The organism is Paenibacillus sp. JT31N7, from assembly GCF_059692095.1.
In genome coordinates this window covers 187,291-214,126 of sequence record NZ_JCAUAT010000002.1, presented here as the reverse complement: position 1 = coordinate 214,126, position 26,836 = coordinate 187,291, and the positions used below count along the sequence as shown (strand labels likewise).

Sequence of the window (26,836 nt, the reverse complement as noted above, 5' to 3'; positions counted from 1 at the left end):
CAGAGATGGCTAAAACTATGCATAAAGCGGAAAGTCAGCGTGAAACAGGCAAGCTTCGGCCGAATTACCGGCACGCTGGGAGTGAAGTTTCCAGATCATGTGGGAAAAAAATGCGGTAATCCTTGGAAATCCCTTATATAATAAAAAGAAAGCCAAGCCTGCGAGGGAGAGGCCCGTCCGTTTTTTACAGATAAAATGTAAGCGATACCAAAACGATGGATTTTCCGCAACGGTTTCCACACTGCCGGCGCTCGACTGGTGGAACGGCAACCGGTCCGTGCTCGTCGACACGAATCTGACCGGACTGCTCGTCGGACTCACGCTGGCTACCAAGCCGGAAGAGATTTACCGGGCCCTTCTCGAAGCGACCGCTCTCGGCACCCGGAAGATCGTGGATACTTTTCAAAGCAGCGGCCTTGAAGTAAACGAACTGTATGCGTGCGGAGGGCTCCCGCAGAAAAACCGTCTGCTGATGCAGATCTATGCGGATGTGACGAACCGCGAGATCAAAGTTGCCGCTTCCGGGCAAACGCCTGCTCTCGGTGCCGCCATGTTCGGAGTGGTTGCGGCAGGAGCCGCCGGAGGCGGATACGCTATCATCGTGGAGGCCGCAGCGCGCGCATGGCCCGGGAATCCGAAAATACGTATAAGCCGGATGCGGCGGATGCGGTCGCATACGACAAGCGTACCGGGAGTATACGAAGCTTCATGATTTTTCGGGAGGGACGCGGGCGGGACGATGAAAGAGCTTAAAGCGGTCAAGGAGCAATCGCTCCGTGAAAAAAGGCCCGGAACGTCATCCGGAGGACATGCAGGATCTTCTTCCGTAAGGAAAGGAGGATGTTGACCCTTAAAAGGCTTAATTTCCGCATACTCGGCTAATATTAAGTTTATTTAAAAAAAATGCGACTTTTGCCCTATTTTTTTATTGTTAAAAAAAGGAGAAAGACCTAGTGCGTCGAAATTATTAACTAATAAATCTTTAGTTGAATAACTCGATAAAGGCAAACTATCGCGAAAGCATAGGACGCAAAGCCACGGGTCTAAAGCGCAGCTAGACAGCCGGGTTACCGAAGTTGGATGAGTGGAAGTGGAGGTTGCTGTTTTGTAAGCGGTCTTTTATTTTTGCCGTAATCCATTAAGTAAGTTCGGACATGGGGCAGTGCTCACATTCGTACTTTTCGGCAGAAATGGAGGACAGCGTGTGAAAACTATTCAGTCCCTTTTACAAAACAAAGCCCGGTTAACGCTGGGGTACCTGCTCTGTATAGCTTTGGCGCTTCTTTTCGAAACTAGCAGGCTTCATCTTATCTATGGAATCGCTTTCACGTTTTCCAGCATCTTTCTCCTGTTTGCCGTATCGTTGTTCGGCGTCCGTCTGGGCCTCCTGGCCGGCGTCATTACCCAACTCTTCTCCTTTTTCTTTCTACACCATCCAACATTCGAATGGGTCGGCCTTCTTGAAATTGCCGGGGTCGGACTCCTTAACCGCAAAAAACCGGGTCAGCTGCTTATCTGGGACAGTATTTACTGGCTTTTGATCGGGCTTCCGCTGATGATCGTTATTTATTACGGATTCTACACATTTGTATCGGACGAGCTGATTCTGATGCTTCTGATTGCGCTCTCGAATGGGCTGTTCAATGCGCTTATCGCCGATATTTTGCTGAAATACCTGCCTCTTTTTCACTGGTTCGGCCTCGTTAAAGAGCGGGAAAGAACCTACTCCTACAGCAAGGTCCTATTCCACTTGTCGATTATGGCCGTCGCGCTTCCGTCGCTCCTTTATACTGTCATGAACAGCTGGTATTCCGAGAAGCTGTCGATCCAGAACTCCAGGCAGCTTGCGATAAACACGGCCAACAGCATCAACCAGGAGCTGAACCAGTGGGGAGCCGCGGATATTCTCGGCATTAGGCTCAAGGGGCGGATACAAGTGGGCTATTTGCAGGAACTGGTGAATAAATACACCTCGGAGCAGCTGTTCCGGATCGTGATTACGGACCGGTCCAACAAAGTTTTGGCAGCCGACCGTCAATCCTACACGCTGAACCAAGTTTACGACTGGAAGGGCGGCAACAATGTAGTGGGACTGGACGATAATTTTTACCAGGTCCTTCCGGCCCGGGAGAGAACCGCTCTGCCCGCTCATCAGTGGAGAGAGGGCAGCTACATCTACGACAATGCCGTCGCCAGAATGCCCCTGCACGTCTACATTGACATTCCGATCCGCCATTACCAGATCAGTGTGTTCTCCCAGTACTTGTCGCAGCTCTGGTACCTGCTTTTATTCGCAGCCGCAGCAGCCGTCACCGCCCTATATTTAAGCCGTGTTCTGGTCCAAGGGCTTTCCAAACTGGCGACCTCCACAACGGACCTGCCGGATAAATTAAAACAGATGAAAGAAATCGAATGGCCGAGCAGCCGCGTCTCGGAGATTACCTCGCTGACCTATAACTTCCGACAGATGTCGCTGAACCTGCTCAGCATGTTCCATCAAGCGCAGAACATGAACCAGCGCCTGCAGGAACAGACGGACAAGCTTCGTCTTTCGGAGGAAAAGCTTCATCAGCTCGCTTTTTACGATATCCTCACGGGGCTTCCCAACCGGCTGTATTTCACAACCTACCTGCAGAGCATGCTTTCGGAGGCGTCCCAAGCGCCTAAGCAGGTGGCAGTCATGTTCGCCGATTTAAACCGGTTCAAGCAGATTAACGATACGCTGGGTCACGATATCGGCGATCTGCTGCTCAAAGAGATCGGCGAGAGATTTGCCCGCAGCGTCGCGGAATCGTGCAAACTGTTCCGGATCGGCGGAGACGAGTTCGTCATCGTCATTGAAGATGCCGATGACGCCAAAGCGGCAGCCGTGGCGCGCAACATGTTTGCGGCCCTCGAAGAACCCATCCGGCTGATGGAATCGACCCTGTACAGTTCGGTCAGCATCGGCATCAGCATGTTTCCGCGAGACGGCGACACGATGGAGTCCATTGTCAAAAACGCGGATATGGCGATGTATTTCGCCAAATCCATAGGGTGCAGCAACAGCTATCAGTTCTATGAAGAAGAGCTGAAAATCCGTTTTTTCGAAGAAATGATGATCGACAACGGTATTCAGGAAGCGCTTGCGAACGATCAGCTCGTTCTGCATTATCAGCCGAAGGTCGATACGGCTTCCGGCGCAATCAGCGGAATCGAGGCACTGGTGCGCTGGGAGCATCCCGAGCAGGGGCGCATTTCGCCCGATAAATTTATCCCGCTGGCCGAGAGATCGGGCATCATCTACAAAATCGACGAATGGGTATTGAAGGAAGCCTGCCGTCAGAATAAAGCATGGCAGGATGAGGGGCTTCCCAAAGTGCCGGTTGCCGTGAACATTTCGGCCCTGCATTTTTCCCGGACGAATCTGCTGGATATGATTCAGAACGCGCTGGAAGAATCGGGACTGGAAGAATGCTATCTGACTCTGGAAATAACGGAAGGAGTATTTATCGAGAATGTCGAACAGGTGATCGGAATCATTAACCGGATCCGGGAGCGCGGCATCCATATTTCGATCGACGATTTCGGGACCGGGTACTCTTCCCTTAACCAGCTTCAGCGGCTGCCGATTTCACATGTGAAGCTGGACCGCTCTTTTATCCGGGATATCGGCGTGGAGCCCAAAAAAGCCGCCGTGGCCAAGGCGATCATCGAGCTGGCTCACAGCATGAATATGACTGTCGTGGCGGAGGGAGTCGAAACGGCCGAGGAAACGGAATATTTTGCCGAGTGCCGGTGCGACGAGCTCCAGGGGTACTATTTCAGCAGACCTTTGCCGGCCCAGGAATTTTCCCGTCTTCTCCAAAGAGGAAATTATGCCGGACTTTTTGCCGGGGCACATTCAGACTAGCTATACGATGGGAGGAAACGAGTTGTGGTCAAACTTACTAAAATCTTCTTGCTGCTGCTCCTGTTTATAGGAACCACCGCGGGCTGCTTCCGGTCCGAGCCGCTCATTCCCGCTTCATCCGCTCCCGCCGAAAAGCCGGCTCTCTCCACGGGCCAAAGGGCCGTTCCGAACCGGTTGACGGTATGGACCCATTACGGCGGAATCGAGCCCATGGCGGCCAAATTCAAAGAAAGCTATCCGGAATTGAGCATAGACGTCAAGGTCATTCCTTACTCCGAATATGTGGGAGCCTATCTGCAGGCGCTGGCGGACGGGAAACCGCCGGATGTCATGATGGTCGACAGCACCGATTTCGGCAATTTTTCCGCGATCGAAGGGCTGGAGGATCTGCTCAAGCCTCCTTATCAGGCAGGGAAATACCGCAACGATTTCAGCCCTTCCCTCTGGGAAAGCGGCATGTCGGTGGACGGAAGCGAGCTGATTGCCTTTCCGCTTTCCACGGCGCCTACCGTTACCTATTACCGGGAGGACATAATGAAGCAGTACGGGTTTCCTTCGGAGCCTGAGGAGCTTGCCAAGTATATGGAAAACCCCGCAAACTGGCTGCATATGGCCAAGAAGCTGCGCGAGCATCACATTTATTTGACGCAGTGGGTGAACGAAACGGTCCAGCTCTACGAGCGTTCGGAAGGCATTTTCGACCGCAAGCTGAATTTTATGAGGTATAATGAAGCGTTTCACAAAGCGGTCGACATTGCCAAAAAAGTCAACGATTTCGGCTTGGAGGCCCATCTGGACGTATGGGGCGATTTGGGCCGGAAAGGGGTCCAGGACGGAACGATCGCCATGATGTATTTTGGGACATGGGGAGTCGAACAGATTAAAGAATGGGCGCCCGAGACGGCCGGCAAATGGCGCGAAACGAGACTTCCTTTCGGCTTATACGGCTGGCAGAACAGTACCAATTTCCTTCTCCCTTCGGACGGTGCCAACAAGGAGATGGGCTGGAAATTCATTGAATTCGCCGTTACCGAATACAGCAAGGAAGGCCTCAGCGGAGCGGTTCCGGCGTATTTACCCGCCCGTGGCAATGCCAAGGAACTGGCGGCAGCCAATGCCTTTCTAGGCGGTCAGAAAACCTATGCGCTTCACGAGGATTTGATGACCCGGGTGAGGGAATTTCCTACCACGCCGCTGGATACCAAAGCCCAGGAGATCTGGGAGAGTGAAATCGCAAGCGGCATTGAGAAAAGACTGGATACCAAACAGATTATCGCGGACGCAAGAGATAAAATCGAAGAGTCCCTTGCGAAAGAAAAGCAGATTTTACTGGATACTATGAAGAAAAAATAAAAAACAGCAGCCCGCCCGTCAATACGGGGCGGAGCTGCTGTTTTGGCTTTCAGGTCAGGCAGCCATGGCTGCCTGGAGGGCATTATTTTTTCGTCCAGAGAGCCGGCACGTTGGAAGGCTCCCATCCCTGCAGGGAGGTGTGCGGCTGCCGGCAAATATAAGTCGAGCCGCTGTAAGTGACTTCGTCATTGACCTTGTAGCTGACGCCGGCTGCCCATGCGGCAGGACCTCCGGGAGTCGCCGGTTCCGTGGTTGCCTGGATGGAAGCGGCTGCGGATACATTGCCGGCCGCATCCTTAGCTTTTACGGTGAACGTATACGCCGTGTTCGCCGTCAGCCCCGTGATGACAGCTGTCGTACCTGTCACGTTCACGGTGCTGGTGCCGTATGAGAGGGTATAGCCCGTTACGCCTACATTATCCGTCGAAGCGGTCCAGCCGAGGCTGACGCTGTTCGAGGATTTTGCCGTTACTTTCAGGGCCGTTGGCGCAGTAGGTGCGGTAGTGTCGCCGGAGCCGCCGCCGTTCGCGGTTGTGACGGCCAGAGGCGTGCTTGCCGCGGACACGTTGCCGGCCGCGTCTTTCGCTTTCACGGTAAACGTGTAGGAGGTGTTTGCCGAGAGATTGCCGACGTTATAAGTGGTGCTTGCGGTATCGGCAATTTTGGCCGATCCCTGATAGACTTCGTAGCCGGTCACGCCGGTATTATCCGTGGATGCGTTCCATGTAAGGGTTACGCCCGTAGCCGTTACGTTGGAAGAACGGAGATTCCCCGGAACGGAAGGTGCCTGAGTATCTACGGGAGTTCCCGGGCCGAAGCTGTCCAGATAAGCACGGTGGCTGTTGGAGAACTCGAAGTTGTTGAATTTATCCCAGTTGATGGACCAGGTCATCAGACCTCTCAGTCCCGGTTGAACGGAACCGCGAAGGGTATAGGAGCCGAAAGCTTTGCCTTTCATCAGATAGTCCAGCGCTTTATGCACTTCGGAGACGCTTGTGAAGCCGCCGCCCGCGTTGCCGTTAGCCGGAAGTCCGACCACGACTTGATCCGGACGGAGTGCCGGGAAGAAGGAGTTCGGATTTTTGGCGATCGGGAAGCCCGTGAGCAGCATATCCGTCATAGCCACGTGAAAATCGGCTACGCCCATCGTGTGGTACTGGTCGTCCAGTCCCGTGATGGGGCCGGAATTATAGAGCTGAACCTGCAGCCAATCTAAAATATCGCGTACGCCGTAAATCACGGGCAGGTAAGCTCCGGCGCGCGTATCGCAGCCGCTGCATGTACCGCCGTAGAAGGCATAGCCCAATTGGACGAAAAACGTTTCCGGAGCCATGGTCAGCATGAATTTGTCGCCGAACGAATCATGCAGCTCGCGGATAGCGGAAATCAGGTTCGTAATAACCGGCGTGGTCGGATTTTTGAAGTCGGCATCTCCCGGATTCAGAAACAGGGAATGGCCTTCGAAATCGATATCCAGGCCGTCAAAGCCGTATTTGGAAATGATGGACTTCATGGAGCTTACAAAATTGCTGCGTGCGCCGGCTGTTGTCAGTTGGACCTGGCCGTTCGCGCCGCCGATGGAAATAATGACTTTCTTGCCTTGGCTTTGCAGGTAAGCGACATCGGCTTTAAAATCCGCATCTGTGTAGTTGAAAGGTGTAAATCCGATCGTTCCCGTCGTCGATCCGCCTACCGGTTCGGCGAAGGAAACGTTGATCACATCAAACTTGGGGGAGATATCGCGCAGACGAATGAAACCGGAACCGTTATCGAAGTTGTGCCAGTAGCCGACGAGCACTTTGGTGCTCGGAGCCAGGGCCGATGATGTGCTTGCGGCGGGGCTGCCCGGAGCGATGGCGGGTAAAGCTGCGCCCGCGCCTGCGATCAGATTAGAGGCAAGTGCCGCACTCTCCAAAGAAGCAGAAGCGGGAGAACCCGCTCCCGCCCCGCAATCACTGACATATTTCCAGACGCCGTATTGACCGGAAAGATCCGGGCGTTCGCCCTGCGTCCACCACTTTGCTTCATAAATTTTGCCATTGTAGGAGACACGTTGTCCGCCCGTATACGACTTGCTTGTGTCCCAAGCCGCCGCGCAAACGGAGCCGCCGGAGCCGCTGTCCGTCGTAGCCGAAACGGTTGCCGCTGCGGAGAGGTTGCCCGCCGCGTCTTTCGCTTTTACGCTGAACGTATAAGCGGTGCCGGCCGTAAGGCCGCTGATCGTTGCGGTCGTACCGGTTACGTTGACGCTCGTGCTGCCGTAAGATACGGTGTAGCCGGTTACGCCTACGTTGTCGGTGGAAGCCGTCCAGCCGAGTGTTACGCTGGTCGACGTTTTGGCGGTTACGGCCAGATTAGCCGGAGCCGTCGGTGCCGTCGTATCCGTTCCGCCGCCCGAGCTTGCATCGGTAGTAACGGAAACTGCGGTGCTTGCCGCGGATACGTTGCCCGCCGCATCCTTCGCTTTTACCGTGAAGGAGTAAGCCGTGCTTGGCGTCAGACCCGTGATCGTCGCGGATGTTGCCGCAACGTCCACCGTTTTGTTGCCGTAAGTGACCGTGTAGCCGGTCACACCGACATTGTCCGTCGAAGCGTTCCAAGAAAGCGTAACGCTTGTGGATGTTTTAGCCGTCGATGTCAGGTTGGCCGGTACGGAAGGCGCAATCGTATCGCCGACCGGTGCGGAACCCGACAGGTCCGTCGTGACTTTCTTCAGAAGCGTCTTGTTACGGTCGCCGCTGAATTCCCAGAGCATGCCGCCGCCAAGACCTTTGGACTTGATGAAGCTTGTTTTATATCCGATGGATTCGGCATCGTCGTAAGAGATAAACGTGCCGTTCGAAGCGTTGTACAGGAACGGAACTTTCGCCGTGTTATTCCAGTAGCGGGTGTAACCGTTTTTGTTGATATAGTTGGCTTCCAGATCATAGAAGTCGTAAGAGCCTTTCTCCCACGTTCCGGTAGTCGCCAGTCCGGCACACTGCTGGTATTCGCCGTTAGCCGTGTTCTTGCAGCCGCTCCAGCCGCGTCCGTAGAAGGCGAGGCCGAGGACGATTTTGCTTGCCGGTACGCCGGCATTCAGGTGCCCTTGTACGCCTTTTTCCACATTGAACGTGTCCGCGTTCGGTACCCCGGCGGCGATTGCGGCCGGATCGGCATACAGAGGAGCGTTGTGAGCGCTGACCGTCTGCCAGCCGCCGTTAAAGTCGTACGTCATGATGTTGATCCAGTCCAGATACTTGGCCATGTTGCCCAGCTCGGTGTTGGCCGCGTAAGTCGGACCTGCTCCGGAAGCGATGGTCAGGACATATTTCTTGTTGTCCGCCGTGCCTGCGGCATCCAGCTTCTCACGGATCTTCTGAAGGAGCAGCGTGTAGTTCTGCTTATCTTCCGGACGAGCGGAGTTGCCTGCAAGACCGCCGCCAACCGGATACTCCCAGTCAAGGTCGACGCCGTCGAACTGATATTGGCGGATGAAGTCGACCGCGGAGTTCGCGAAGACTTCGCGCGTTGCGGCGCTTGCCGCTACATCGGAGAAACGGTTGGACCAGGACCAGCCGCCTACGGAGATAATCGTTTTGAGGTTCGGGTTAGCCTGTTTCAGCTTGATCAGCTGTTTCAGGTTACCGCGGACAGGCTCATCCCAAGTATCTCCGGGGAAGCTCTTCTGGGTGTCGATCCAAGGATCGCCTAGAACGATCGTGCCGTTCGGAACGTTAATGTTGGCGCCCGCAGCGTCTTGACAGGCCCACGTTTGCGGGTTCGGACCGGTCGGGTCTGGGTTGCCGTGTTTGCCGTTCCAGCAGATGTCGGCGAAAGCGTAGTTGATGTGCGTAACCTTCGAGGCATCGATGTCGGCTACGTTGTAATTGCGGCCGTACGCCGCCCACGAAGGGTAATAGCCTACAATTTTATAAGATTCCGCCGCCGAAGCTTTCTGCGCGCTCAAGCCCAGGAACGGGAACAAAGACACGATGAGGGTAACGATCAACAGAATGCGAAGCGCGACCCGGGCCGGTGATTGGGGACGCCGGGCTTTGGCAGATTGCCGGGATTTCAGGTTCATGAAGTAAAGCCTCCTTTTCGAATAGGGGATAATGGTAACGCTTTCAATAACAAAGGTCCACAGAACTCTACCAGCATCCGGATTGTTCCGCATGGGTTGCAGTCCCTGGTTGTATGCACCTCCTCTATGAGATAACCGTCAGAATAAGAAGAAGGGGATAAGGTTGAACGGCCGACCTTGATAGTCTTCGACATAAGGGACAGCCGGACTTTAAAAAAGCGAAAGCACAAGGTTCTTCTTCTCGGAATGTAAACGGTTAACTAGCTTCAGTATCAAGGAAAATGGTGGGAAGCGAAAGGGGTAACATTAGACGATGAGGGAGAATTTTCTCTATTTTCCGCCTTTTTTTTACATGAAACTGACACGAAACCTGAACATAGGTCAATTAATATGGAGAGTTCCTCCGGTTCGAGCGATGGTACGTGAAAAATCCGGAAGAGTCGCGCAATAATGGCCTCTGTATGTAAAAAAAGCACCACCAGGACGGGGTGCTCTTGCGGTTATTTTCCGGCGTTACGAAGCTTCGGCGATCTTGAATTTGTTGATTTCGCGGTACAGGCTTTCCGCGAGACCATTCATCTCGTCGGCCTGCACGGCGATACTCCGGATGGAGGCGTCGTTCTCGGTCGAAGCCGAGGTGACCTCCTGCACGCCCGCGGATGTCTGCTCGGCGATTTCCGCTATATGGCGGATGGTGCCGACGAGCTGCGCGCTGCTGTGCAGGGAACGCTCGATGCGGCCGTTGACGAATTGGATCTGATTCGTCACGACTTCCATCGCTCGTTCGATCGCCTCGAACGAGCCGAGCGATTCGCGGACGGTCAGCTCCTGGGCGTCCGCATGGCGCCTCGCGTCCGTGACGCGGGCCTGCATCTCGAGCATCCGGCTCTCGACGGACGCGATCGTACCCGCGGCACGGCGGGCTTCGTCGCTCGACTGCTGCGCAAGCTGACGCACTTCCGCGGCGATGACGGCGAAGCCGCGCCCGCTGGAGCCGGCGGCGGCGGCCTCGATGGCGGCGTTCAGCGCCAGCAGGTGCGTCCTGGACGCGATCTCGGTAATCGCGTCCAGGATCGTTCCGATGCGGCGGGAATCGCCCGCAAGCGTCGCCATCGCTTCCTGCACCTGCCCGAGCACCCGCCGCGTAGCGCCGCTGGCTTCCTCCAGCGAGTGCACGGAGCGGGAACCCTGCACGGTGACCTCAGCCGCTTCCCGGCTCGCCTGGCTCATCACCGCCGCGTACTCGGCGATTTCGCGCGTCTCGCTTTCGAGCCCGGCGACGGAGGTGGACGCGTGCTCGGAGTCCGCCGCCTGCTCGGAAGCGCCGCGCGCAATGGCGGACATCGCCTGGACGATGTCCGCGTTGGCCGCCGCCGTGTCGGTCGACACTCGGCGGAACGTGACCGACTGCCCGGCCAGCGCCGTCGCGATGCCGCTCGTATGCTCGAGCATGCCGCGGACCTGGGCGGTCATCCGGTCGAAGCTGCGGCTGAGCTCGCCCAGCTCGTCCTGCGCGCGGCTTCCGATTTCATGCCGCAAATCGCCGGACGCCATGCGTGCGACCGCTTCCTGGAGCTTGCGCACCGGAATGAGGAAGGAGCGGATCAGCAGGAGCGCGACAACCGCGGAAGCGAGAAGGACGAAGACGGCCGCTGCGACGGCGACGGTCACGGTCTGCGCGATGACTTTCTGGGAGTCGTCGACAGCTGCCTGCGCATCGGCCGAGAAGGTGACATAAAACTTGTCGACCAGCTTGAAAATCGTTTCGCGCAGCGTCTGCCCTTCGCCGTAGTAATGAAGCATGCTCAGCTCCATCTCTTTGGGGCTGACTTTCTTTTCCTGAACGAGTTTGGCGGCCGCGTCGAAATTATTGATGTAATCCGTTGAAGCGACGATAAGCCCCCCGCGCCACGCTTTTTCCTCTTCGGTCCGGGCGGTATCCTTGATTACGTCGAGCAGACGGTTATACACCGTTCTCTTCTGCTCGTATCTTTCTATATAGGAAGGATCTTTGGAAAGCTCCAGGCCGGAAGCGATAATACTGAGTTCCTGAACCGTTTCTTTCAGCTCCAGCGCGGTCGTTTTCATGGCGACCCGCTCGTTTTGCAGCGCGATTTGCGTGTTGATTTTACTGATTTGATGAACGAGGAAAAAGGCCATGGCCACAAACAGCACAATCAGAACCCCGAAGCTGGCGATCAATTTGCGTTTCATTGTACTTAAATAGAAGAAATTCCCCATGTTCACCCTCCGATAGGTCTCTTTGTTTGGAAATCAACCTTTATATAGGTCTATAGTCGCTTTAACTATAAGTCTTCAGTATTAGAGAACGTGACGGATTTTGTAAAACGGGAGTTAAATAGGCTCATTTCGAAGGAAGTTAAGAGGGGCGAGGCAGCCCGTAAAAAGTTTTACATGAAATTTACGTTTGGACGACTTGCAGTTTACATTCGCTTGTTACGATGTCCTAGGAAACACAAAACAAAGATAGAAACGTCAAAGGAGGACATGTACAACATGTTGAAGTTCATGTCGAAAAAAGGGTTATCCATCTCGCTAGCTGCAGTGCTTACTCTGGGGGTTTTGGCTGGCTGCGGAAAGACAGACACAAACGCAGGCGGCGCAGCATCATCGAACAAGCCTTCCGAAACACCAACGACTCAAGAAATTTCCGGAACGGTTACGGCTTCCGGCTCCAGCGCTCTTCTCCCGCTCGTGAAAGAAGCGGCGAAGCTGTTCATGGAAAAGAATCCGAAAGTTACGATCAACCCGACAGCCGGCGGCTCCGGCAAAGGCCTCAAAGACGTAGCGGACGGCATTTCGAATATCGGAAACTCCGACGTTGCCGCGGGCGATGAATACAAAGACAAGAACCTGAAAGAACACGTGGTTGCGATCGCTCCGTTCGCACTGATCGTAAATCCCGACGTAGGTATCGAGGGCTTGACGAAGCAGCAGGCCGCCGATATTTTCATGGGTAAAATCAAAAACTGGAAAGAAGTAGGCGGCAAAGACGCTCCGATTAACGTCGTTCACCGTCCGGACTCTTCCGGTTCCCGTAAGCTAGTCCAGCAAATCGTCCTTGACGGCAAAGACTTTACTAAAGACGGCGTCGTTCAAGAAAGCACGGGTGCCGTTAAAACGGCCGTAGGCAGCCAATCCGGCTCCGTCGGTTACATTGATACGCCGTACCTGGACAACACCGTTAAAGCTCTGAAATTCGACAACGTCGCTTTCGCCAAAGAAACGATCAAAGACGGCAGCTACAAGCTGTTCGGAACCGAGCGCATGTATACGAAAGGCGAGCCTACCGGCGCGACCAAAGCTTTTCTTGACTACATCATGAGCCCTGAGTTCCAAACGAAAAAAGTTGAGGAACTGAAGTTCCTTCCGGCTGACCTTCTGAAAAAATAAGATCTATCGACCTCATGGGATGTCCTGAAGCTTATCAACTTCGGGGCATCTTTTTTTTTGCCGCAAAATTTACACGGGCTTTACAATTGATTAATTTTGTATTTACAAACAGGGCCTATGATTAAGAAGAATCATTTAGTACTTTGTACTTACCGACTATGCACGCATTCCGATTGAAGGGGGCTTCCCGTTTGTGAACACTTACGCTCAGCAAACAACGAAGACAAAGGAGCAGAGCCGACAAAACCGCCAAAGCCAGAAAGGACCCACGCGCTGGATGAAGCTGCAAAAACGGCAGGACAGTCTGATGAAGCTGCTGTTCGTCGGCAGTGCGGCACTCGTCTCGATTGTCATATTTTCGATTATTTTGTTTGTCGGTGTACAAGGCATGCGCACCTTCTCGGGCGTCAGCCCGATTGAATTCTTTTTTTCGACAGACTGGACGCCAAGCGCGGACAAATACGGAGCGTTTCCGTTCCTGTTCAGTACTTTTCTGTTAACGATGCTCGCCATTGTACTTGCGGTCCCCCTCGCTGTAGCGGGAGCCGTCTTCATGGCTAAGATCGCACCGAAATGGGTGAGAGAGATCATGCGTCCGGCAACGGACCTGTTCGTGGGCATTCCGTCGGTCGTATACGGCCTGATCGGCCTTACGGTCATTGTTCCTTTTATCGGAAAAGTGGTGAACGGGACAGGATACGGTATTTTACCGGCAGGGATCATCCTCGCGATTATGATTCTGCCGACCATCCTGTCCATCTCGGAGGACGCGATCCGCGCACTGCCTCCAAGGCTGGAAGAAGCGTCGCTGGCGCTCGGAGCCACCCGCTGGCAGACGATTTGGCGCGTGCTGCTTCCAGCGGCCCGGCCGGGAATTTTGACCGGCGTGGTGCTTGGAATCGGGCGTGCCATCGGAGAGACGATGGCGGTATTCATGGTCATCGGGAACTCGCCGCAGATGCCCAAATCGCTGATTGACTCGACCACGGTTCTGACGACGGCAATCGTCAAGGACATGGGGAACACGAACTACGGATCGACCTGGAACAACGCGCTTTATTTGATGGCCTTTGTTCTCTTGATCACTTCCCTGCTGCTGATTCTCATCATCCGTGTCGTATCGAGAAGGAGTGAAGTGAAATGAACAGTAAAACGACTGACCGGATCGCCACGCTGTTCTTCTGGACGGCCGGCATCTTTATCCTGTTGATTCTCGCCTGGTTCCTGATCCGGATTCTCGGTGCGGGACTGCCGCATCTTACCTGGGATTTCGTCACGGGCAAGCCGGAGGATATCGTGGCCGGCGGCGGCGTCGGACCGCAGCTCTTCAACTCGTTCTATATTTTGTTTCTTTCTCTGCTGTTCTCGTTGCCGATCGGGTTGGGAGCAGGGATTTACCTGGCGGTATATGCCAAAAAGTCTCGTTTTACCGAAATTGTCCGCATGTCCGTCGAGACGCTGTCTTCCGTGCCATCCATCGTATTCGGTTTGTTCGGATTTCTCCTCTTCGTGGACTTGATGAATTTTAAAATTTCGATTCTGAGCGGTTCCCTCGCCTTGGCGCTTCTGAATCTGCCGGTTCTTGTCCGGGTAACGGAGGAATCGATCCGAACCGTTCCCGAATCGTATTGGGAAGCGAGTCTTGCACTCGGTTCGACCAAATGGCAGGCTATCCGCAAAGTGCTGATTCCTTCCGCACTGCCAAGCCTGATCACGGGCATTACGCTCGTAGCCGGGCGCGCACTCGGTGAATCGGCCATCCTGATTTATACGTCGGGCCTATCCGTTTCCCGGCATTTCCCGGATTTCAATCCGCTGACGATGGGCGAAACGCTCTCCACGCATTTATGGTACATCCAGGCGGAAGCCATCGTGCCGGATGCGAAAAAAATCGCGGAAGGCAGCGCGGCGCTCCTTCTTGTAGTCGTTCTGATCTTCAACCTGCTTATCGGCATTCCTAGCCGAATCATCCAAAAAAGACTTACGGGAGGGAAATAACCTTGACAGCTCCTGCCATGACTATTGCGACCGATACAAAAATAAAAGTAAACGGGCTGGATCTTTTTTACGGGGACAACCAAGCCCTTCACAGCATTGATCTGGACATCGCGCCGAATACCGTATCCGCCCTGATCGGGCCTTCCGGCTGCGGGAAATCGACCTTTCTGCGCACGCTCAACCGGATGAACGATCTCATCGACAGCGTAAGAATTAACGGGTCCATTAAGGTGGACGGACAAGATATTTACTCCGCGGAGAGCGACATCGTGTCTCTGCGCAAGCGTGTGGGCATGGTTTTCCAGCGTCCGAATCCGTTCCCGATGAGCATCTACGATAACATTGCTTACGGACCGCGCATTCACGGTCAGAAAAAACGCGCCGTTCTCGACGAAATCGTAGAACGCAGCCTAAGACAGTCCGCTCTCTGGGAGGAAGTGAAGGACCGCCTGAACAAGTCGGCTCTCGGCCTGTCCGGCGGTCAGCAGCAGCGGCTGTGCATCGCCCGCCTGCTGGCGGTCGAGCCGGAAGTGCTGCTGATGGACGAACCGACCTCTGCGCTCGATCCGATCTCCACCTTGAAGGTGGAGGAGCTCACGCAGACGCTGAAGGAGCGCTATACGATCATTATCGTGACGCACAACATGCAGCAGGCCGCGCGTATCTCCGACCGCACGTCTTTCTTCCTCAACGGGATTCTCGTTGAGACCGATCAGACCGACAAGATTTTCACTAATCCGAACGATCAGCGCACCGAAGATTACATCACCGGCCGTTTCGGTTAACTCTAAGGGGGCTTCAATGAATAATCGCCTTAATTTTCAACATTCGATTGACGATCTGCAGAACGAACTGCTCGATTTAGGCTCCATGGTCGAAAATTCCATTCATCAGGCTGTAGAAGCGCTGACCCGGCTCGATACGGATCTCGCGCGGCGCACGGTCGAGGACGACGACGCGGTGGACGAATTGACGCTTCGCATCGAAGAAATGTGCCTGAAACTGATCGCGCTGCAGCAGCCCATGGCGGGCGATTTGCGGATTATCGGCACGGCTCTCAGCATAGCGACGGATCTGGAGAGAATCGCCGACCATGCCGTAGATATCGCGAAGATTACGATCCGCCTGTCCGGCGAGACGCTGGCCAAGGAATTGATCGACATTCCCCAAATGGCCGAAATCTCCAAAGAGATGCTCCGCGAAAGCCTGGTCGCCTATATGAACCGCAACGTTCATATGGCCGCTTCGCTGGCGGAGAAGGACGATCAGGTGGACAAAATCTTCAGCCGCATCATGACCGACGTCATCGGGATGATGAATGCGGATTTTACCCGTAACCGCCAGCTGACGCACCTGATCATGGTCGCTCATTATCTGGAGCGGGTAGCCGACCATGTGACCAACATCGGCGAAAGCGTGATTTACATGGTCACGGGCAAAAGGAAAGACTTGAACGTGTAAGACGGCTGAAAAGCCGTCTGATGCCGGACTGTACGTACTGGAGGACCCGGCTCGGCACGTTAAAATGTAAGGATAGCGGACGGCGAAGGAAAATTGCCGCAGTCAGCCTGCGTTACAAAGAAGCGTGACCAGAAACAGCTTGTCGGGATACTTCCCGGCAGGCTGTTTCTTTGTGAGGATGCAGACGAACAGGCGAAGAAACGCAAGATCAAGAGCAGGAGCAGGAGACAAGACCAACATTAAAGATCCTAAACCGCAAGTATATTCCCCTGACCGGACGTGTACGCCAAAATCCGCCCTTGCAGTGCCGACAAAAACCGCCCATGGGGGCGGCTGTGCGCGTACTAGTATGAGAAGGATCTGTTTGGAGTTAGGGGCGGCGCATAATTAAGCCGCGGCTAGAGCACATGCACCAGCTGCTTAACGGACCGCACGATAATCACCTTCTGGCGGCCGACTTTCCGCTGGGAAATCTTTTTCACATGGGGCGGATAAATCCAGACGGCATCCAGACCGCAACGGGTGGAGCCGATGATGTCGTTTTTCCACGAGTTGCCGACCATGACGCCCTGGCCCGGGGCTATGCCGGTTTCTTTCAGGGCGGTCCGGTACAAACCCGGATGCGGCTTGCGCGGCCCGTCTTTCGAGGAGCTGAAGAGCAGTTTCTCGGGGAAAAAGGAGGACAGCCGCAGCCGACCGATGTCCCTCTCGAGCCTTTTGCGGCTGCCGTTGCTGATGACCGCCAGCTTGTAGCGCTCGCCCAGAGACGACAGCGTTTCTTCGACGCCCGGAAAAAGCCGGACGTAATTTCCTTCCGTTTCTTCAATTTGCTCGAAAAAGCCTTTGGCAAACGTTTCGTTCACCGATAGGGGAAAAGCGTCCAGCGCCTTTTCCAGGCAGGCTATCCGCATTTCTTCGCTGGGACGGTGGCCCCGGGGGCGCAGCTTCCGCAGTTTTTGCCACTCCTGCTTATAAATCTGAAGCGCAGCTTCGGGTGAAGCCGCCCCGTCTTCCTGTGCCCATCTTCCGGTGAAGTCTCCCAGTACCTCCGTGAATGCCGAATCGAAGCACTGCCTGCGGTCGACCAATGTATTGTTCATATCGAAAAAAATCATTTTCTTGGGAGCCGGAAAAAAAAAGGGACTCATCTCGGTCCTCCTTCCCTCGCCGGACGAAATCCAGCTGAAAACACCGGACGCGCCGGCTTTGCATCGTACTATCAGTCTATGTGGGGAGAGCGGAGAACATCACCGCAAGCCCGGGAGGATAGGCTCAAAAATTACCGGGCTGAAACTTTTTCATATTCGTCCAGCCTGTGCTATCATGAACGTATATGTCCAAAATTCGGGGTGTAAGATGGAAAAATTGATCGTTATTGATGGAAACAGTATTGCGAGCCGCGCCTTTTATGCGCTGCCTCTGCTGAGCAATTCCGCCGGTCTTCATACGAACGCCGTTTACGGATTCACAACCATGCTCCTCAGATTGATTGAAGAAGAAAAACCGACTCATTTTCTCGTGGCTTTCGACGCGGGCAAAGTGACGTTCCGACATAAAGATTACACGGAATACAAGGGGGGACGCGCCAAAACGCCGCCGGAGCTGTCCGAGCAGTTCCCGTTGATCAAGGATCTGATGAGCGCATTCGGCATCCGGCAATTCGAACTGGAAGGCTATGAAGCGGACGATATCATCGGCACGCTGACCAAATCGGCGGAGCAGGAAGGCAAGGATGTGCTGGTCGTTACCGGCGACAAGGACATGCTGCAGCTCGTATCGGATCGTGTGACGGTTGCGCTGACCCGCAAAGGCATCAGTGAAGTGGACCGTTACGACCCGGCGGAGATCAAAGCGAAGTACGGCCTCGTTCCGGCCCAGATTATCGACCTCAAAGGTCTGATGGGCGACTCCTCGGACAATATCCCGGGCATCCCCGGCGTAGGGGAGAAAACGGCCCTGAAGCTGCTGCACGAGTACGGTTCCGTCGAATCCGTGCTGGAGCATGCGGACGAGATGAAGGGCAAGATGAAGGAAAAGGTCCGCGACCATGCGGATTCCGCGCGGATGAGCAAGGAAATCGCGACCATTTACCGCGAAGTGCCGATGGATACGGACTGGAGCGGCCTCGCCTTCTCCGGCTTCGAAACACCCGAGCTTGCGGCCATGTTCCGCAAGCTGGAGTTTAAGTCGCTGCTCGAGAGGCTGGACTTTTCCGGCGCCGGGGGAACGGACTCCCCTGAAGGGGCGGAGCCCGGCCCCGCGGAAGAGCTTGTTGTCCGCCTGATTAATGCGGACAACATCGCGGACTTGACCGGCGCGCTGAAAGATGTAAGCGCGCTGCACGTGGAGGCCGTAGGGGACAATGCCCACACGGCCGAGCTGGTCGGGGCGGCTTTCCACACGCCCGAAGCGGGCTACTATGTGCCCGCGGCCGTGCTGACCGCACCCGAAGCGGATGCGCTGCGCGCCTGGCTGGCGGACGAGCGCGCTCCGAAGAGCACGTGGGACCGCCACCGCGCGGAGCTGGTGCTCGCCTGGAACGGCATCACGCTGGCCGGCGTGACGTTCGACGTCATGCTCGCGGCGTATCTGCTCGATCCGACGGAGTCGTCGCTTACGCTCAGCGTCATCGCGGACAAGTACGGCGCGCTTCATGTGGCGCCGGACGAAGCGGTCTTCGGCAAAGGCGCGAAATTCCGCCTGCCGGAGACCGAGGCCGTCGCGGAGCATCTCGTCCGCAAGGCTGACCGCATCTTCCGCCTGGACGTCTCGCTGCGCGAGAAGCTGGAGCAGGCGGATATGAAGCAGCTCTACTACGAGCTGGAGCTTCCGCTCTCGGGTGTGCTCGCGGATATGGAGCTGCGCGGCATCAAAGTCGATACGGCCGGGCTGAAGCAGCTTGGCGATGAACTTGCCGTGCAGATCGACCGGACGATGACGGAGATTTACCGCCACGCCGGGATGGAATTCAACATCAATTCTCCGAAGCAGCTGGGAGAAGTCCTGTTTGAGAAGCTCCAGCTTCCTGTCCAGAAGAAAACGAAGACGGGGTACTCCACGGATGCCGAGGTGCTGGAAAAGCTGGCCCCTTACCATGAAATCGTGCAGGGCATTCTCCATTACCGGCAGCTCGCCAAGCTCCAGTCCACGTATGTGGAAGGGCTGCTGAAAGAGGTGCGCAAGGAAACCGGCAAGGTTCATACGTACTACAGGCAGACGATCGCGGCTACGGGCCGGCTCAGCAGCCAGTATCCGAACCTGCAGAACATTCCGATCCGGCTGGAGGAAGGGCGCAAAATCCGCAAGGTGTTCGTGCCTTCGGAGCCGGGCTGGTCTATTCTGGCCGCGGATTACTCGCAGATCGAACTGCGGGTGCTCGCCCATATTTCCGGTGACGAGAATCTCAAGGAAGCTTTTACGAATAATATGGATATTCATACGAAAACGGCCATGGATGTATTCGGCGTCTCCGAATCCGAAGTGGACGCGAACATGCGCCGCTCGGCGAAGGCCGTCAACTTCGGCATCGTTTACGGGATAAGCGATTACGGGCTTTCCCAGAACCTGGCCATTTCCCGTAAGGAAGCGAGTCAGTTTATCGAGCAGTATTTCGCCGTTTTCCAGGGTGTCCGCAAATATATGGATGATATTGTGAAACAGGCCCGCGAACAGGGCTACGTCACGACACTGCTCCAGCGGCGCCGGTATTTGCCGGAGATTACCGCCTCTAACTTTAACCTCCGTTCTTTCGCGGAAAGAACGGCGATGAATACGCCGATTCAAGGAACGGCGGCCGATATCATCAAGCTTGCCATGGTGCAAATGGACGAGCGTCTTAAAACGGAAGGCCTGAAAAGCCGGATGCTTCTTCAAGTACATGATGAACTGATTTTCGAAGTTCCGCCCGAAGAGCTTGAAACGATGCGCCGCATCGTGCCCGAGGTCATGGAAGGCGCGCTTGCGCTGGACGTGCCTCTGCTCGCCGAGGTGGATTACGGATACAACTGGTACGAAGCGAAATAATGAGCTCATGAAAACACAGCATGAACCGAGGTGAAGCGCCATGCCGGAATTGCCGGAGGTGGAAACCGTCCGGCGGACTCTCAGCCGATTGGTTGTCGGCAAGACGATTCAAGAGGTGGAAGTCCGCCTGAAACGGATTATTCAAAAACCCGAAGAGCCGGAGATGTTCGCCGATCTTCTGGAAGGCCAAACGATTCAGGGCATGAGCCGCAGAGGCAAGTTTCTGCGTTTCCTGCTCGATGACGGCGTGCTAGTGTCCCATCTTCGTATGGAAGGCCGCTACGGCCTCTATGAAGCTTCAGACGAGGTGGAGCCTCACACGCATGTGATCTTCCGCTTTACGGACGGGACCGAGCTGAGATACCGCGATGTGCGGCAGTTCGGCACGATGCATCTTTTCGCGGGCGAGGAGGATCTGAGCAGCAAGCCTCTCCATAAGCTGGGCATCGAGCCGCTGGACGAGTCTTTTACGTTCGATGCCTTCCGGCAGGCCGTCGGCAAACGGAGCACGAAGATCAAGCCCCTGCTGCTCAATCAAGCATACATCGTCGGACTCGGTAATATTTATGTAGACGAGGCGCTCTTTCTAGCGGGAATTCACCCCGAGAGGGAAGCGGCTTCGCTAACCCGCACCGAGCTTCAGAAACTTCACGAAGCGATTGTCCATACCCTCAAAAGCTCGGTCGAGGCCGGGGGCTCTTCCATCAAATCGTATGTCAACGGCCAAGGCGAATCGGGAAATTTCCAGCATTCCCTGAACATTTACGGCCGCAACGGCAAGCCCTGCGTAAACTGCGGCAGCCTCATCGAGAAAACCGTAGTCGGCGGGAGAGGCACGCATTTTTGCCTGAAATGCCAGCCTCTCAAAAGAACGCGCAGCGCGCCGAAGAAGAAGCTTTAGCACAACTCCTCCTACCCCTCCATATGCTAAGTGAGTAGAAAACGCAGGTAGGAGGAATGAGGCGTGCTTCCATTTTTTTCTCTGTTGATTCTGGCTCTGGCCGTCAGTCTGGACGGTTTCGGGGTAGGGATGATGTACGGCTTGCGTAAAATCCGTATCCCGCTCCCGTCTCTGGCGATCATTTCCCTTTGCTCGGGAATCATCATTTACATTTCGATGAGTTTTGGAGTGTGGCTGTCGAGGTATTTGTCTCCGCACTATGCCGGAATGCTTGGTGCGGTCATTCTGATCGGCATCGGAATCTGGGCGCTGGTTCAGTTTCTGGCACAGAAGCAGGGAAATGACGGCGACGGTGATGAAAAGGAACGTACACAGACGGAGCATGGAAAGGCGGCACTGTCCGGAACGGCCCGACTGGAAGCTGTTTTTCCGTCGAATCGGGTAGCGGCCCGCCATCCTGAGCCGCATGAGGCAGAACCGGAGCGCGAGCCGCGGATGTTTTCGATCGAGATCAAGCGTCTCGGACTCGTGATCCAGATTTTGCGTACGCCTTCCGCCGCCGACGTGGACCGGTCCGGCAACATTTCTTCTTCGGAAGCGACGCTGCTCGGCATTGCGCTGTCCCTGGATGCTTTCGGTGCGGGAATCGGTGCCGCTTTGATCGGGTATACTCCGCTGTTGACATCGGCGGTTATCGCGGTAACGAGCGGGCTGTTTATTTACTTCGGCCTGAAAATCGGCTATGAGTATTCCGGGGTCGGCTGGATCCGTAAAGTATCGGTGCTGCCGGGAGTCGTCCTGATCCTGATGGGCATTTCCAAGCTGTTTTAGCTGTTATCCTTAAAAATGTGATTGACGTGGGAGTCGAGTGAAATGAATATAGGACTCACGGGAGGTATCGCCTGCGGCAAAAGCACGGTCTCGGCCATGCTTGTCCGCCGCGGTGCGATTCTTATAGACGCGGACCGGATCGCGCGCGAAGTGGTAGAGCCGGGGAGCCCCGTTCTGGCTCAGGTCGCCGCGCATTTCGGACAAGATATGCTGCTGCCGGACGGCTCGCTCCACCGTAAAAGACTGGGCGAGACGGTTTTCGGGAACGAAGAGGCGCGGAAAGCGCTCGAAGATCTTTTGCATCCGTCCATCCGTGCGCTCATGAAAGAAAGAATGGCCGCCTCGGAGCGTGAATTTCCGGACAAGCTTGTCGTGGTGGATGTGCCGCTCCTCTACGAATCGGGACTTCAAAGCATGTTTTCGTCCGTTATGGTCGTTTATGTGCCGAAAGAAGTCCAGCTTAGAAGATTGATGGAGCGGGACGGGCTGACCTCCGAACAGGCGGAATCCCGGCTTGCGGCCCAGTGGCCCGTTGAACGCAAAAAAGAGCTCGCGGATAGTTGTATCGACAATTCGGGGACACTGGAGCAGACAGAGCTGCTTGTCGAGCGTTTCTGGCTTCAAAGGGGGCTGTAATGAAGCTTCTGCGGAAAAAGCGGGTATTCGCCCTGCTGCTGCTCGGATTTGTGTTTCTTCTGTTCAGCAACGGACTTTTTATCGGACAGATGATATATCCCATTCACTACCGTGAAGAAATCCGGCAGAATGCTTCCCAGTATCAGGTCGATCCTTTTCTGATTGCCGCTATTATTAAAGTGGAGACGAACTTCAACCACGACCGGGAATCCAAAAAAGGAGCCGTCGGCATTATGCAGCTCATGCCCGATACCGCGGAATGGATTCGCGAAACGTCCAATACGAAATCGGCCGATTTCCGCGATCCGAAGCATAATATCCAGCTGGGCTCCTGGTACCTGGCTTGGCTGAACAAGCAGTACAAGGGAAACTGGCTTTATTCCATAGCCGCGTATAACGCGGGTCAGGGAAACGTCAGCAAATGGAAAAACAACGGAGTCTGGGACGGGACGGAAGAAACCATCAAAAAGATCCCGTTCGGCGAAACCCGGCATTATGTACAGAGGGTACTGTATTATCAGCAGAAATTTAAAAAGCTTTACGGCGAGGAATGGAATCAAAGCGCAGGAACCAAATAAAGCGCAGGAACCAAATAAAGAAGCACCGAGCCCGGCGGGTGTAGCCGCCGGATCCGATACTTCCGCATTGCTTGGTTTCCGCTAGAAGTTAGCGGGATTGGCCTTGACCGGCCAGTTGTTGTTCGGCGATTTGCACCAGTCTGCGAGTAATGTGACCCCCGATAGCACCCGTGTCGCGAGTAGCCATGTTACCGTAGTAACCGTCTTGAGGAATCGCAATACCCAGCTCTTGGGCAACTTCATATTTCAGCTGATCCAAAGCTTGGTTAGCTTGTGGAACAACCAGTACGTTGCTGCTGCGAGATTGTCCTGCACCCATTTCTGTTCACCTCCTTGTCGTTGGTAGAACTATTATGTGCGTTTTTGTAAGCTTGATAACAAGCAACATCTGGCAGAAAAATAAAAGTCGGACGAGAGGAGGAACCCCGATGAAATGCCCGTTTTGCGAGCATAACGGAACGAAAGTGCTGGACTCGCGCTCGGCCAACGATAACAAATCGATCCGCCGGCGCAGAGAATGCGAGAAGTGCCAGCGGCGGTTTACGACGTTCGAGATGGTGGAGGAAACGCCTCTTATCGTGATCAAAAAAGACGGCAGCCGCGAGGAATTTAACCGCGACAAGATTTTGCGCGGGTTAATCAGAGCCTGCGAGAAACGCCCGGTTTCCGTGGACAGGCTGGAGCAAATCGTCTCCGAGGTCGAAATGCAGGTCCGCAATATGGCCCATGCGGAAGTGGACAGCATGAGGATCGGAGAACTGGTGATGGAGCAGCTTTACCCGGTCGATGAAGTGGCTTACATCCGCTTTGCGTCCGTGTACAGGCAGTTTAAAGATATCAACATGTTCCTGAAGGAACTGGAGCAGATTTTAGGCAAAACGAATCTGAGCGCACTGAAAACGGACGGCTAGAGGGGCGGACAAGCTTGCAAGGCTTTCTTCTTAATAAGGGGAAAGCCTTTTTGCCGTTTTGCCGGGAAAAAAGGCCGGAAGACAGGCATATGCCCCGCAGCCCCCCGGGAAAAGCCGGAAGACTACAGGTATATCTGGGGCTCTCCCGCCATATGTTTCAGGGTGGAACGGCAAAGGAGGCGACGACATGTCAATTACGCAAGGAAACGGGCAGGGAGTCCCGTGGGGGTTCGGGAAACCCGAGGTTCCCGATTACACGAAGATAACGCAGGGGCAGGCGCAGCTGCCGGACTATCCGCTTCAGCAGGGGTCACCGTTCGGCGGCGGGGTCAATCAGCCCCAGGGCAATCAGGGTCCGCCACAGGGAGGGCTGCCCGGCGCTTTTCCGCAGTCGGGAGCTTACCCGGAGAGCTTCGGTTCAGTCGACGGCTGGTCCGGCCAGGCGGGGTTCTCTCCCGCACCCCAAACGGGAGGCGGAGGCTTGTCGCCTTTCAATCAGGGAGGTTTCGGATCCGCAGGCGGACCGCCGGGGCAGGGGGGCTTTGGCGCCATTGATGCGGGCGCATCGTCCGGAGGCGCTCCGGTCGCGGTGCCGCAGCCTTTTTTCAGCATCGATCCTTATGTGTATCAGGCGCTCAGAACGATTGTCGGCAGAGGTGTCGTGGTGGAAACGGTTCGCGGCAGCAACCGGGGCATCCTGGCGGATGTGAAGCCTGATCATGTCGTGGTCCAGGAGGACGGGAAGAAATTATTTATCCGGACGGCCCAAATCATTTGGGTCATGCCGGAGTAAAATCTTATTGGTGTCTAAGATCCGCCGGATTCCGGCGGCTTTTTTTCGTGCACCGGGACATTTCAATAAATTTTAATATAGCTACTTTACAAAAGAAAGTAACAATGATAATATACTTACATAAAGTAAGTTATTAAATACAAGTTAGCTAAAAATAAAATTTCGAATCATGTTTAGGAGGAAGTTAAAATGAACAAATTATTGTATATCACTGCGAATCCAAGAGGACTTGACCGTTCTTTCGGCCTTCAGGTCGGCGAACATTTTCTGGAAACGGCCATCAAAGAGAATCCCGAGCTTCAAGTGGAGCGCGTTGATGTATACGGCGAGCCTATTCCCCTTATCGATGCCGATGTCCTGAACGGCTGGGATAAACTGCGTGCGGGGGAAACGCTGAACGAAACGGAAGCGGCTGCCATCAACCGGATGAATGAAGTGCTGGAACAGTTTTTGTCCGCCGACGGGTACGTGTTCGTCACTCCGATGTGGAACCTGAGCTACCCGCCGATGCTGAAAGCCTACATCGACAACATTGCGATTGCGGGAAAAACGTTCCGTTATACGGCGAACGGTCCCGAAGGGCTGATGACCGGCAAAAAAGTCGTTCACATCCAGGCGCGCGGAGGCATTTATTCCGAAGGACCGGCCGCGGACTTTGAATTTACCGACAAATACCTGCGCGGAATTATGGCGTTCATCGGAATTACGGACTACGAGCATGTCTATGTGGAAGGCATCGCGGCTTATCCGGACAAAGCGGAGGAGCTTGTGCAAGGTGCCAAAGCAAGAGCCGCGGAAGCAGCGGTTCAATTTGCGAAAATCCCATCGCGAGTATAAGCTTCCCCCTTGCGGTGTTCCCATATAAACGCAAAAAAACTGCCCCGTTCTACGTTCTACGAGGGGCAGTTTTTTGCTGCGTTAAGGGCCGGACCGCGAGTTAACGGTTATAGGTTTGTCTCAGCCCTTGCCGATAAGAAGAGAAAGCAGACCGGCCGCAATCAGAGGGCCGACGGGAACGCCGCGGAACAGGGCAACGCCGAGCACGGTGCCGATAAGAAGTCCGGCTACCACATTCGGCTGGTTCGTCATCAGGAGGGCACCCCGGCCGCCCAGGTATGCAACGGTGATTCCGATAAGCACGGCCAAAAGCGATTTCCAGTGCATAAAGGACTGGAGAATGGTCTGGACGGGCATTTTGCCGCTGGCGATCGGCGTCATTACACCGATAGTCAAAATGACGACGCCGATCGTCAATCCGTATTTTTCCAAGAAGGGAAAGGCCTGCTGTACATTCATCACCCGCAAAAGCAGGAGAACGAGCATGGCAATCGTAACGGTCGAATTGCTGCTGAGCAGCCCGAGAAGGGCCAAACCGAGCAGCAGGATGGAAGGCATGTCCACTTGGGCCATCGTCAAATTCCCCTTTTGGGTCTTTTTTTGTTTCCATTGTATAGCATTCAAGCCGCATCAACAAGGAAGGGACCGGTCAGGAGGAAAGCCGAAAGCCGATGGGAGATCCCCTGGAGGGGATATGGTATAATTTCTTAGACGAGGGCAGGTTATCCAAACAGGTCCCCGGTGAAAGGAGCGATTCCATGGAAACGATTGAAATGGTAGCGGTCGGGGCTTTGATTCTCGCTCTACTGCTGCTGATTAAAGTGTTCAGCCTTCAAAGCCGGATTAACGCCATCGAATCCGATCTGGAGTGGTTGAAAGGACGGGCGGAAGGCCAGGCGGTAAACCGGTTAAAGCCGTCGACGGCCGCCCGGTCCGATAAGCCCGCTTCGGCACAGCTTTCCCTTCTTGACGAAAGAGTCCATCACTTGCTTGCACAAGGCGATAAGATCAAAGCGATCAAAATGGTGAGAGCGGCAAACGGGATGGGATTGAAGGAAGCCAAAGATTATGTGGAGAATCTGGAACGTGACTAGTTTAAAGACGTGATCCGCTTGCAGCGCGGCTTCGCGTTTTTTCCCGTA

At 54.8% G+C, this 26,836-nt stretch carries 21 protein-coding genes, 1 pseudogene and 1 riboswitch; of the genes and pseudogenes, 17 read left to right on the top strand and 5 right to left on the bottom strand.

Annotation, left to right across the window (positions count from 1 at the left end):
- Positions 1-235: 235 nt before the first annotated feature.
- The 3 genes and pseudogenes from AC58P5_RS11200 to AC58P5_RS11190 all read left to right on the top strand — a co-directional run.
- A pseudogene (locus AC58P5_RS11200) lies at positions 236-847 on the top strand (FGGY-family carbohydrate kinase); the annotation flags it as partial.
- A 146-nt stretch (positions 848-993) separates the two neighbouring features.
- A riboswitch (cyclic di-GMP riboswitch) is annotated at positions 994-1,075 on the top strand.
- Between the two features lie 129 nt (positions 1,076-1,204).
- Positions 1,205-3,892: an EAL domain-containing protein gene (locus tag AC58P5_RS11195; protein ID WP_497386390.1), complete on the top strand. Its 2,688-nt coding sequence runs from the start codon at positions 1,205-1,207 to the stop codon at positions 3,890-3,892.
- Positions 3,893-3,916: 24 nt separating this feature from the next.
- Positions 3,917-5,245, top strand: a complete 1,329-nt coding sequence (locus AC58P5_RS11190; RefSeq protein WP_497386388.1) for an ABC transporter substrate-binding protein — start codon at positions 3,917-3,919, stop codon at positions 5,243-5,245.
- An 82-nt stretch (positions 5,246-5,327) separates the two neighbouring features.
- On the opposite strand, the gene AC58P5_RS11185 is transcribed toward AC58P5_RS11190, so the two are convergent.
- Entirely contained in the window at positions 5,328-9,311 is a 3,984-nt protein-coding gene (locus AC58P5_RS11185) for a glycosyl hydrolase family 18 protein (RefSeq protein WP_497386386.1), read from the bottom strand.
- A gap of 513 nt (positions 9,312-9,824) precedes the next feature.
- Positions 9,825-11,552 carry a methyl-accepting chemotaxis protein gene (locus AC58P5_RS11180; RefSeq protein WP_497386384.1) on the bottom strand — a complete coding sequence of 576 codons (1,728 nt, stop codon included), beginning with the start codon at positions 11,550-11,552 and terminating at the stop codon, positions 9,825-9,827.
- A 276-nt stretch (positions 11,553-11,828) separates the two neighbouring features.
- Between AC58P5_RS11180 and AC58P5_RS11175 the strand changes: the two genes are divergently transcribed.
- From AC58P5_RS11175 to phoU, 5 genes are all read left to right on the top strand, one after another.
- Entirely contained in the window at positions 11,829-12,725 is an 897-nt protein-coding gene (locus tag AC58P5_RS11175) for a phosphate ABC transporter substrate-binding protein (protein ID WP_497386382.1), read from the top strand.
- A gap of 193 nt (positions 12,726-12,918) precedes the next feature.
- A complete protein-coding gene (pstC, locus tag AC58P5_RS11170) occupies positions 12,919-13,869 on the top strand; it encodes a phosphate ABC transporter permease subunit PstC (protein WP_497386380.1) in 951 nt (316 codons plus the stop codon).
- The gene (gene pstA / locus AC58P5_RS11165) at positions 13,866-14,723 is read left to right on the top strand and encodes a phosphate ABC transporter permease PstA (protein WP_497386378.1); all 858 of its coding nucleotides are present in this window, start codon (positions 13,866-13,868) and stop codon (positions 14,721-14,723) included. The genes pstC and pstA overlap by 4 nt, the downstream gene beginning before the upstream one ends.
- Before the next feature lie 17 nt (positions 14,724-14,740).
- Entirely contained in the window at positions 14,741-15,508 is a 768-nt protein-coding gene (pstB, locus tag AC58P5_RS11160; protein WP_497387561.1) for a phosphate ABC transporter ATP-binding protein PstB, read from the top strand.
- Positions 15,509-15,524: 16 nt separating this feature from the next.
- Entirely contained in the window at positions 15,525-16,184 is a 660-nt protein-coding gene (gene phoU, locus AC58P5_RS11155) for a phosphate signaling complex protein PhoU (RefSeq protein ID WP_009671365.1), read from the top strand.
- A 398-nt stretch (positions 16,185-16,582) separates the two neighbouring features.
- Here phoU and AC58P5_RS11150 read toward each other — a convergent pair whose 3' ends face one another.
- Complete coding sequence (locus tag AC58P5_RS11150; RefSeq protein WP_497386376.1) at positions 16,583-17,332, bottom strand: HAD family hydrolase; 750 nt, start codon at positions 17,330-17,332, stop codon at positions 16,583-16,585.
- A 208-nt stretch (positions 17,333-17,540) separates the two neighbouring features.
- Between AC58P5_RS11150 and polA the strand changes: the two genes are divergently transcribed.
- From polA to AC58P5_RS11125, 5 genes are all read left to right on the top strand, one after another.
- On the top strand, positions 17,541-20,207 hold the full coding sequence (gene polA / locus AC58P5_RS11145) for a DNA polymerase I (RefSeq protein ID WP_497386374.1): 2,667 nt from the start codon (positions 17,541-17,543) through the stop codon (positions 20,205-20,207).
- A 40-nt stretch (positions 20,208-20,247) separates the two neighbouring features.
- On the top strand, positions 20,248-21,108 hold the full coding sequence (gene mutM, locus AC58P5_RS11140) for a DNA-formamidopyrimidine glycosylase (RefSeq protein WP_497386372.1): 861 nt from the start codon (positions 20,248-20,250) through the stop codon (positions 21,106-21,108).
- A gap of 63 nt (positions 21,109-21,171) precedes the next feature.
- A complete protein-coding gene (locus tag AC58P5_RS11135; RefSeq protein ID WP_497386370.1) occupies positions 21,172-21,939 on the top strand; it encodes an MntP/YtaF family protein in 768 nt (255 codons plus the stop codon).
- 42 nt (positions 21,940-21,981) lie between these two features.
- The gene (gene coaE, locus AC58P5_RS11130; RefSeq protein ID WP_497386368.1) at positions 21,982-22,575 is read left to right on the top strand and encodes a dephospho-CoA kinase; all 594 of its coding nucleotides are present in this window, start codon (positions 21,982-21,984) and stop codon (positions 22,573-22,575) included.
- Positions 22,575-23,153 (top strand): lytic transglycosylase domain-containing protein, encoded by a 579-nt coding sequence (locus AC58P5_RS11125; RefSeq protein ID WP_497386366.1) that lies wholly within the window; start codon positions 22,575-22,577, stop codon positions 23,151-23,153. The genes coaE and AC58P5_RS11125 overlap by 1 nt, the downstream gene beginning before the upstream one ends.
- Before the next feature lie 88 nt (positions 23,154-23,241).
- Here the strand turns inward: AC58P5_RS11125 and AC58P5_RS11120 are convergent, their stop codons facing one another.
- Positions 23,242-23,472, bottom strand: coding sequence for an alpha/beta-type small acid-soluble spore protein (locus tag AC58P5_RS11120; RefSeq protein WP_009671472.1), 231 nt, complete (start codon positions 23,470-23,472; stop codon positions 23,242-23,244).
- A gap of 109 nt (positions 23,473-23,581) precedes the next feature.
- Here AC58P5_RS11120 and nrdR point away from each other — a divergent pair, with 109 nt between their 5' ends.
- The 3 genes from nrdR to AC58P5_RS11105 all read left to right on the top strand — a co-directional run bounded on the left by nrdR (position 23,582) and on the right by AC58P5_RS11105 (position 25,694).
- The gene (nrdR, locus tag AC58P5_RS11115) at positions 23,582-24,064 is read left to right on the top strand and encodes a transcriptional regulator NrdR (RefSeq protein WP_497386364.1); all 483 of its coding nucleotides are present in this window, start codon (positions 23,582-23,584) and stop codon (positions 24,062-24,064) included.
- Between the two features lie 187 nt (positions 24,065-24,251).
- Complete coding sequence (locus tag AC58P5_RS11110; RefSeq protein ID WP_497386362.1) at positions 24,252-24,857, top strand: YuzF family protein; 606 nt, start codon at positions 24,252-24,254, stop codon at positions 24,855-24,857.
- 189 nt (positions 24,858-25,046) lie between these two features.
- Positions 25,047-25,694, top strand: a complete 648-nt coding sequence (locus AC58P5_RS11105; RefSeq protein WP_497386359.1) for an FMN-dependent NADH-azoreductase — start codon at positions 25,047-25,049, stop codon at positions 25,692-25,694.
- Positions 25,695-25,814: 120 nt separating this feature from the next.
- Here the strand turns inward: AC58P5_RS11105 and AC58P5_RS11100 are convergent, their stop codons facing one another.
- Positions 25,815-26,267: a DUF441 domain-containing protein gene (locus AC58P5_RS11100; RefSeq protein ID WP_497386357.1), complete on the bottom strand. Its 453-nt coding sequence runs from the start codon at positions 26,265-26,267 to the stop codon at positions 25,815-25,817.
- A gap of 185 nt (positions 26,268-26,452) precedes the next feature.
- Here AC58P5_RS11100 and AC58P5_RS11095 point away from each other — a divergent pair, with 185 nt between their 5' ends.
- Positions 26,453-26,788 carry a ribosomal protein L7/L12 gene (locus tag AC58P5_RS11095; protein WP_497386355.1) on the top strand — a complete coding sequence of 112 codons (336 nt, stop codon included), beginning with the start codon at positions 26,453-26,455 and terminating at the stop codon, positions 26,786-26,788.
- The last annotated feature ends 48 nt before the right edge of the window (positions 26,789-26,836 follow it).

What these genes read in the sequence shown, in the direction of transcription:
- AC58P5_RS11185 (WP_497386386.1), bottom strand. Translation starts at nt 9,311, where the DNA reads ATGAACCTGAAATCCCGGCAATCTGCCAAAGCCCGGCGTCCCCAATCA.
- AC58P5_RS11180 (WP_497386384.1), bottom strand. Translation starts at nt 11,552, where the DNA reads ATGGGGAATTTCTTCTATTTAAGTACAATGAAACGCAAATTGATCGCC.
- AC58P5_RS11175 (WP_497386382.1), top strand. Translation starts at nt 11,829, where the DNA reads ATGTTGAAGTTCATGTCGAAAAAAGGGTTATCCATCTCGCTAGCTGCA.
- pstA (WP_497386378.1), top strand. Translation starts at nt 13,866, where the DNA reads ATGAACAGTAAAACGACTGACCGGATCGCCACGCTGTTCTTCTGGACG.
- pstB (WP_497387561.1), top strand. Translation starts at nt 14,741, where the DNA reads ATGACTATTGCGACCGATACAAAAATAAAAGTAAACGGGCTGGATCTT.
- phoU (WP_009671365.1), top strand. Translation starts at nt 15,525, where the DNA reads ATGAATAATCGCCTTAATTTTCAACATTCGATTGACGATCTGCAGAAC.
- AC58P5_RS11150 (WP_497386376.1), bottom strand. Translation starts at nt 17,332, where the DNA reads ATGAGTCCCTTTTTTTTTCCGGCTCCCAAGAAAATGATTTTTTTCGAT.
- polA (WP_497386374.1), top strand. Translation starts at nt 17,541, where the DNA reads ATGGAAAAATTGATCGTTATTGATGGAAACAGTATTGCGAGCCGCGCC.
- mutM (WP_497386372.1), top strand. Translation starts at nt 20,248, where the DNA reads ATGCCGGAATTGCCGGAGGTGGAAACCGTCCGGCGGACTCTCAGCCGA.
- coaE (WP_497386368.1), top strand. Translation starts at nt 21,982, where the DNA reads ATGAATATAGGACTCACGGGAGGTATCGCCTGCGGCAAAAGCACGGTC.
- AC58P5_RS11125 (WP_497386366.1), top strand. Translation starts at nt 22,575, where the DNA reads ATGAAGCTTCTGCGGAAAAAGCGGGTATTCGCCCTGCTGCTGCTCGGA.
- AC58P5_RS11120 (WP_009671472.1), bottom strand. Translation starts at nt 23,472, where the DNA reads ATGGGTGCAGGACAATCTCGCAGCAGCAACGTACTGGTTGTTCCACAA.
- nrdR (WP_497386364.1), top strand. Translation starts at nt 23,582, where the DNA reads ATGAAATGCCCGTTTTGCGAGCATAACGGAACGAAAGTGCTGGACTCG.
- AC58P5_RS11110 (WP_497386362.1), top strand. Translation starts at nt 24,252, where the DNA reads ATGTCAATTACGCAAGGAAACGGGCAGGGAGTCCCGTGGGGGTTCGGG.
- AC58P5_RS11105 (WP_497386359.1), top strand. Translation starts at nt 25,047, where the DNA reads ATGAACAAATTATTGTATATCACTGCGAATCCAAGAGGACTTGACCGT.
- AC58P5_RS11100 (WP_497386357.1), bottom strand. Translation starts at nt 26,267, where the DNA reads ATGGCCCAAGTGGACATGCCTTCCATCCTGCTGCTCGGTTTGGCCCTT.
- AC58P5_RS11095 (WP_497386355.1), top strand. Translation starts at nt 26,453, where the DNA reads ATGGAAACGATTGAAATGGTAGCGGTCGGGGCTTTGATTCTCGCTCTA.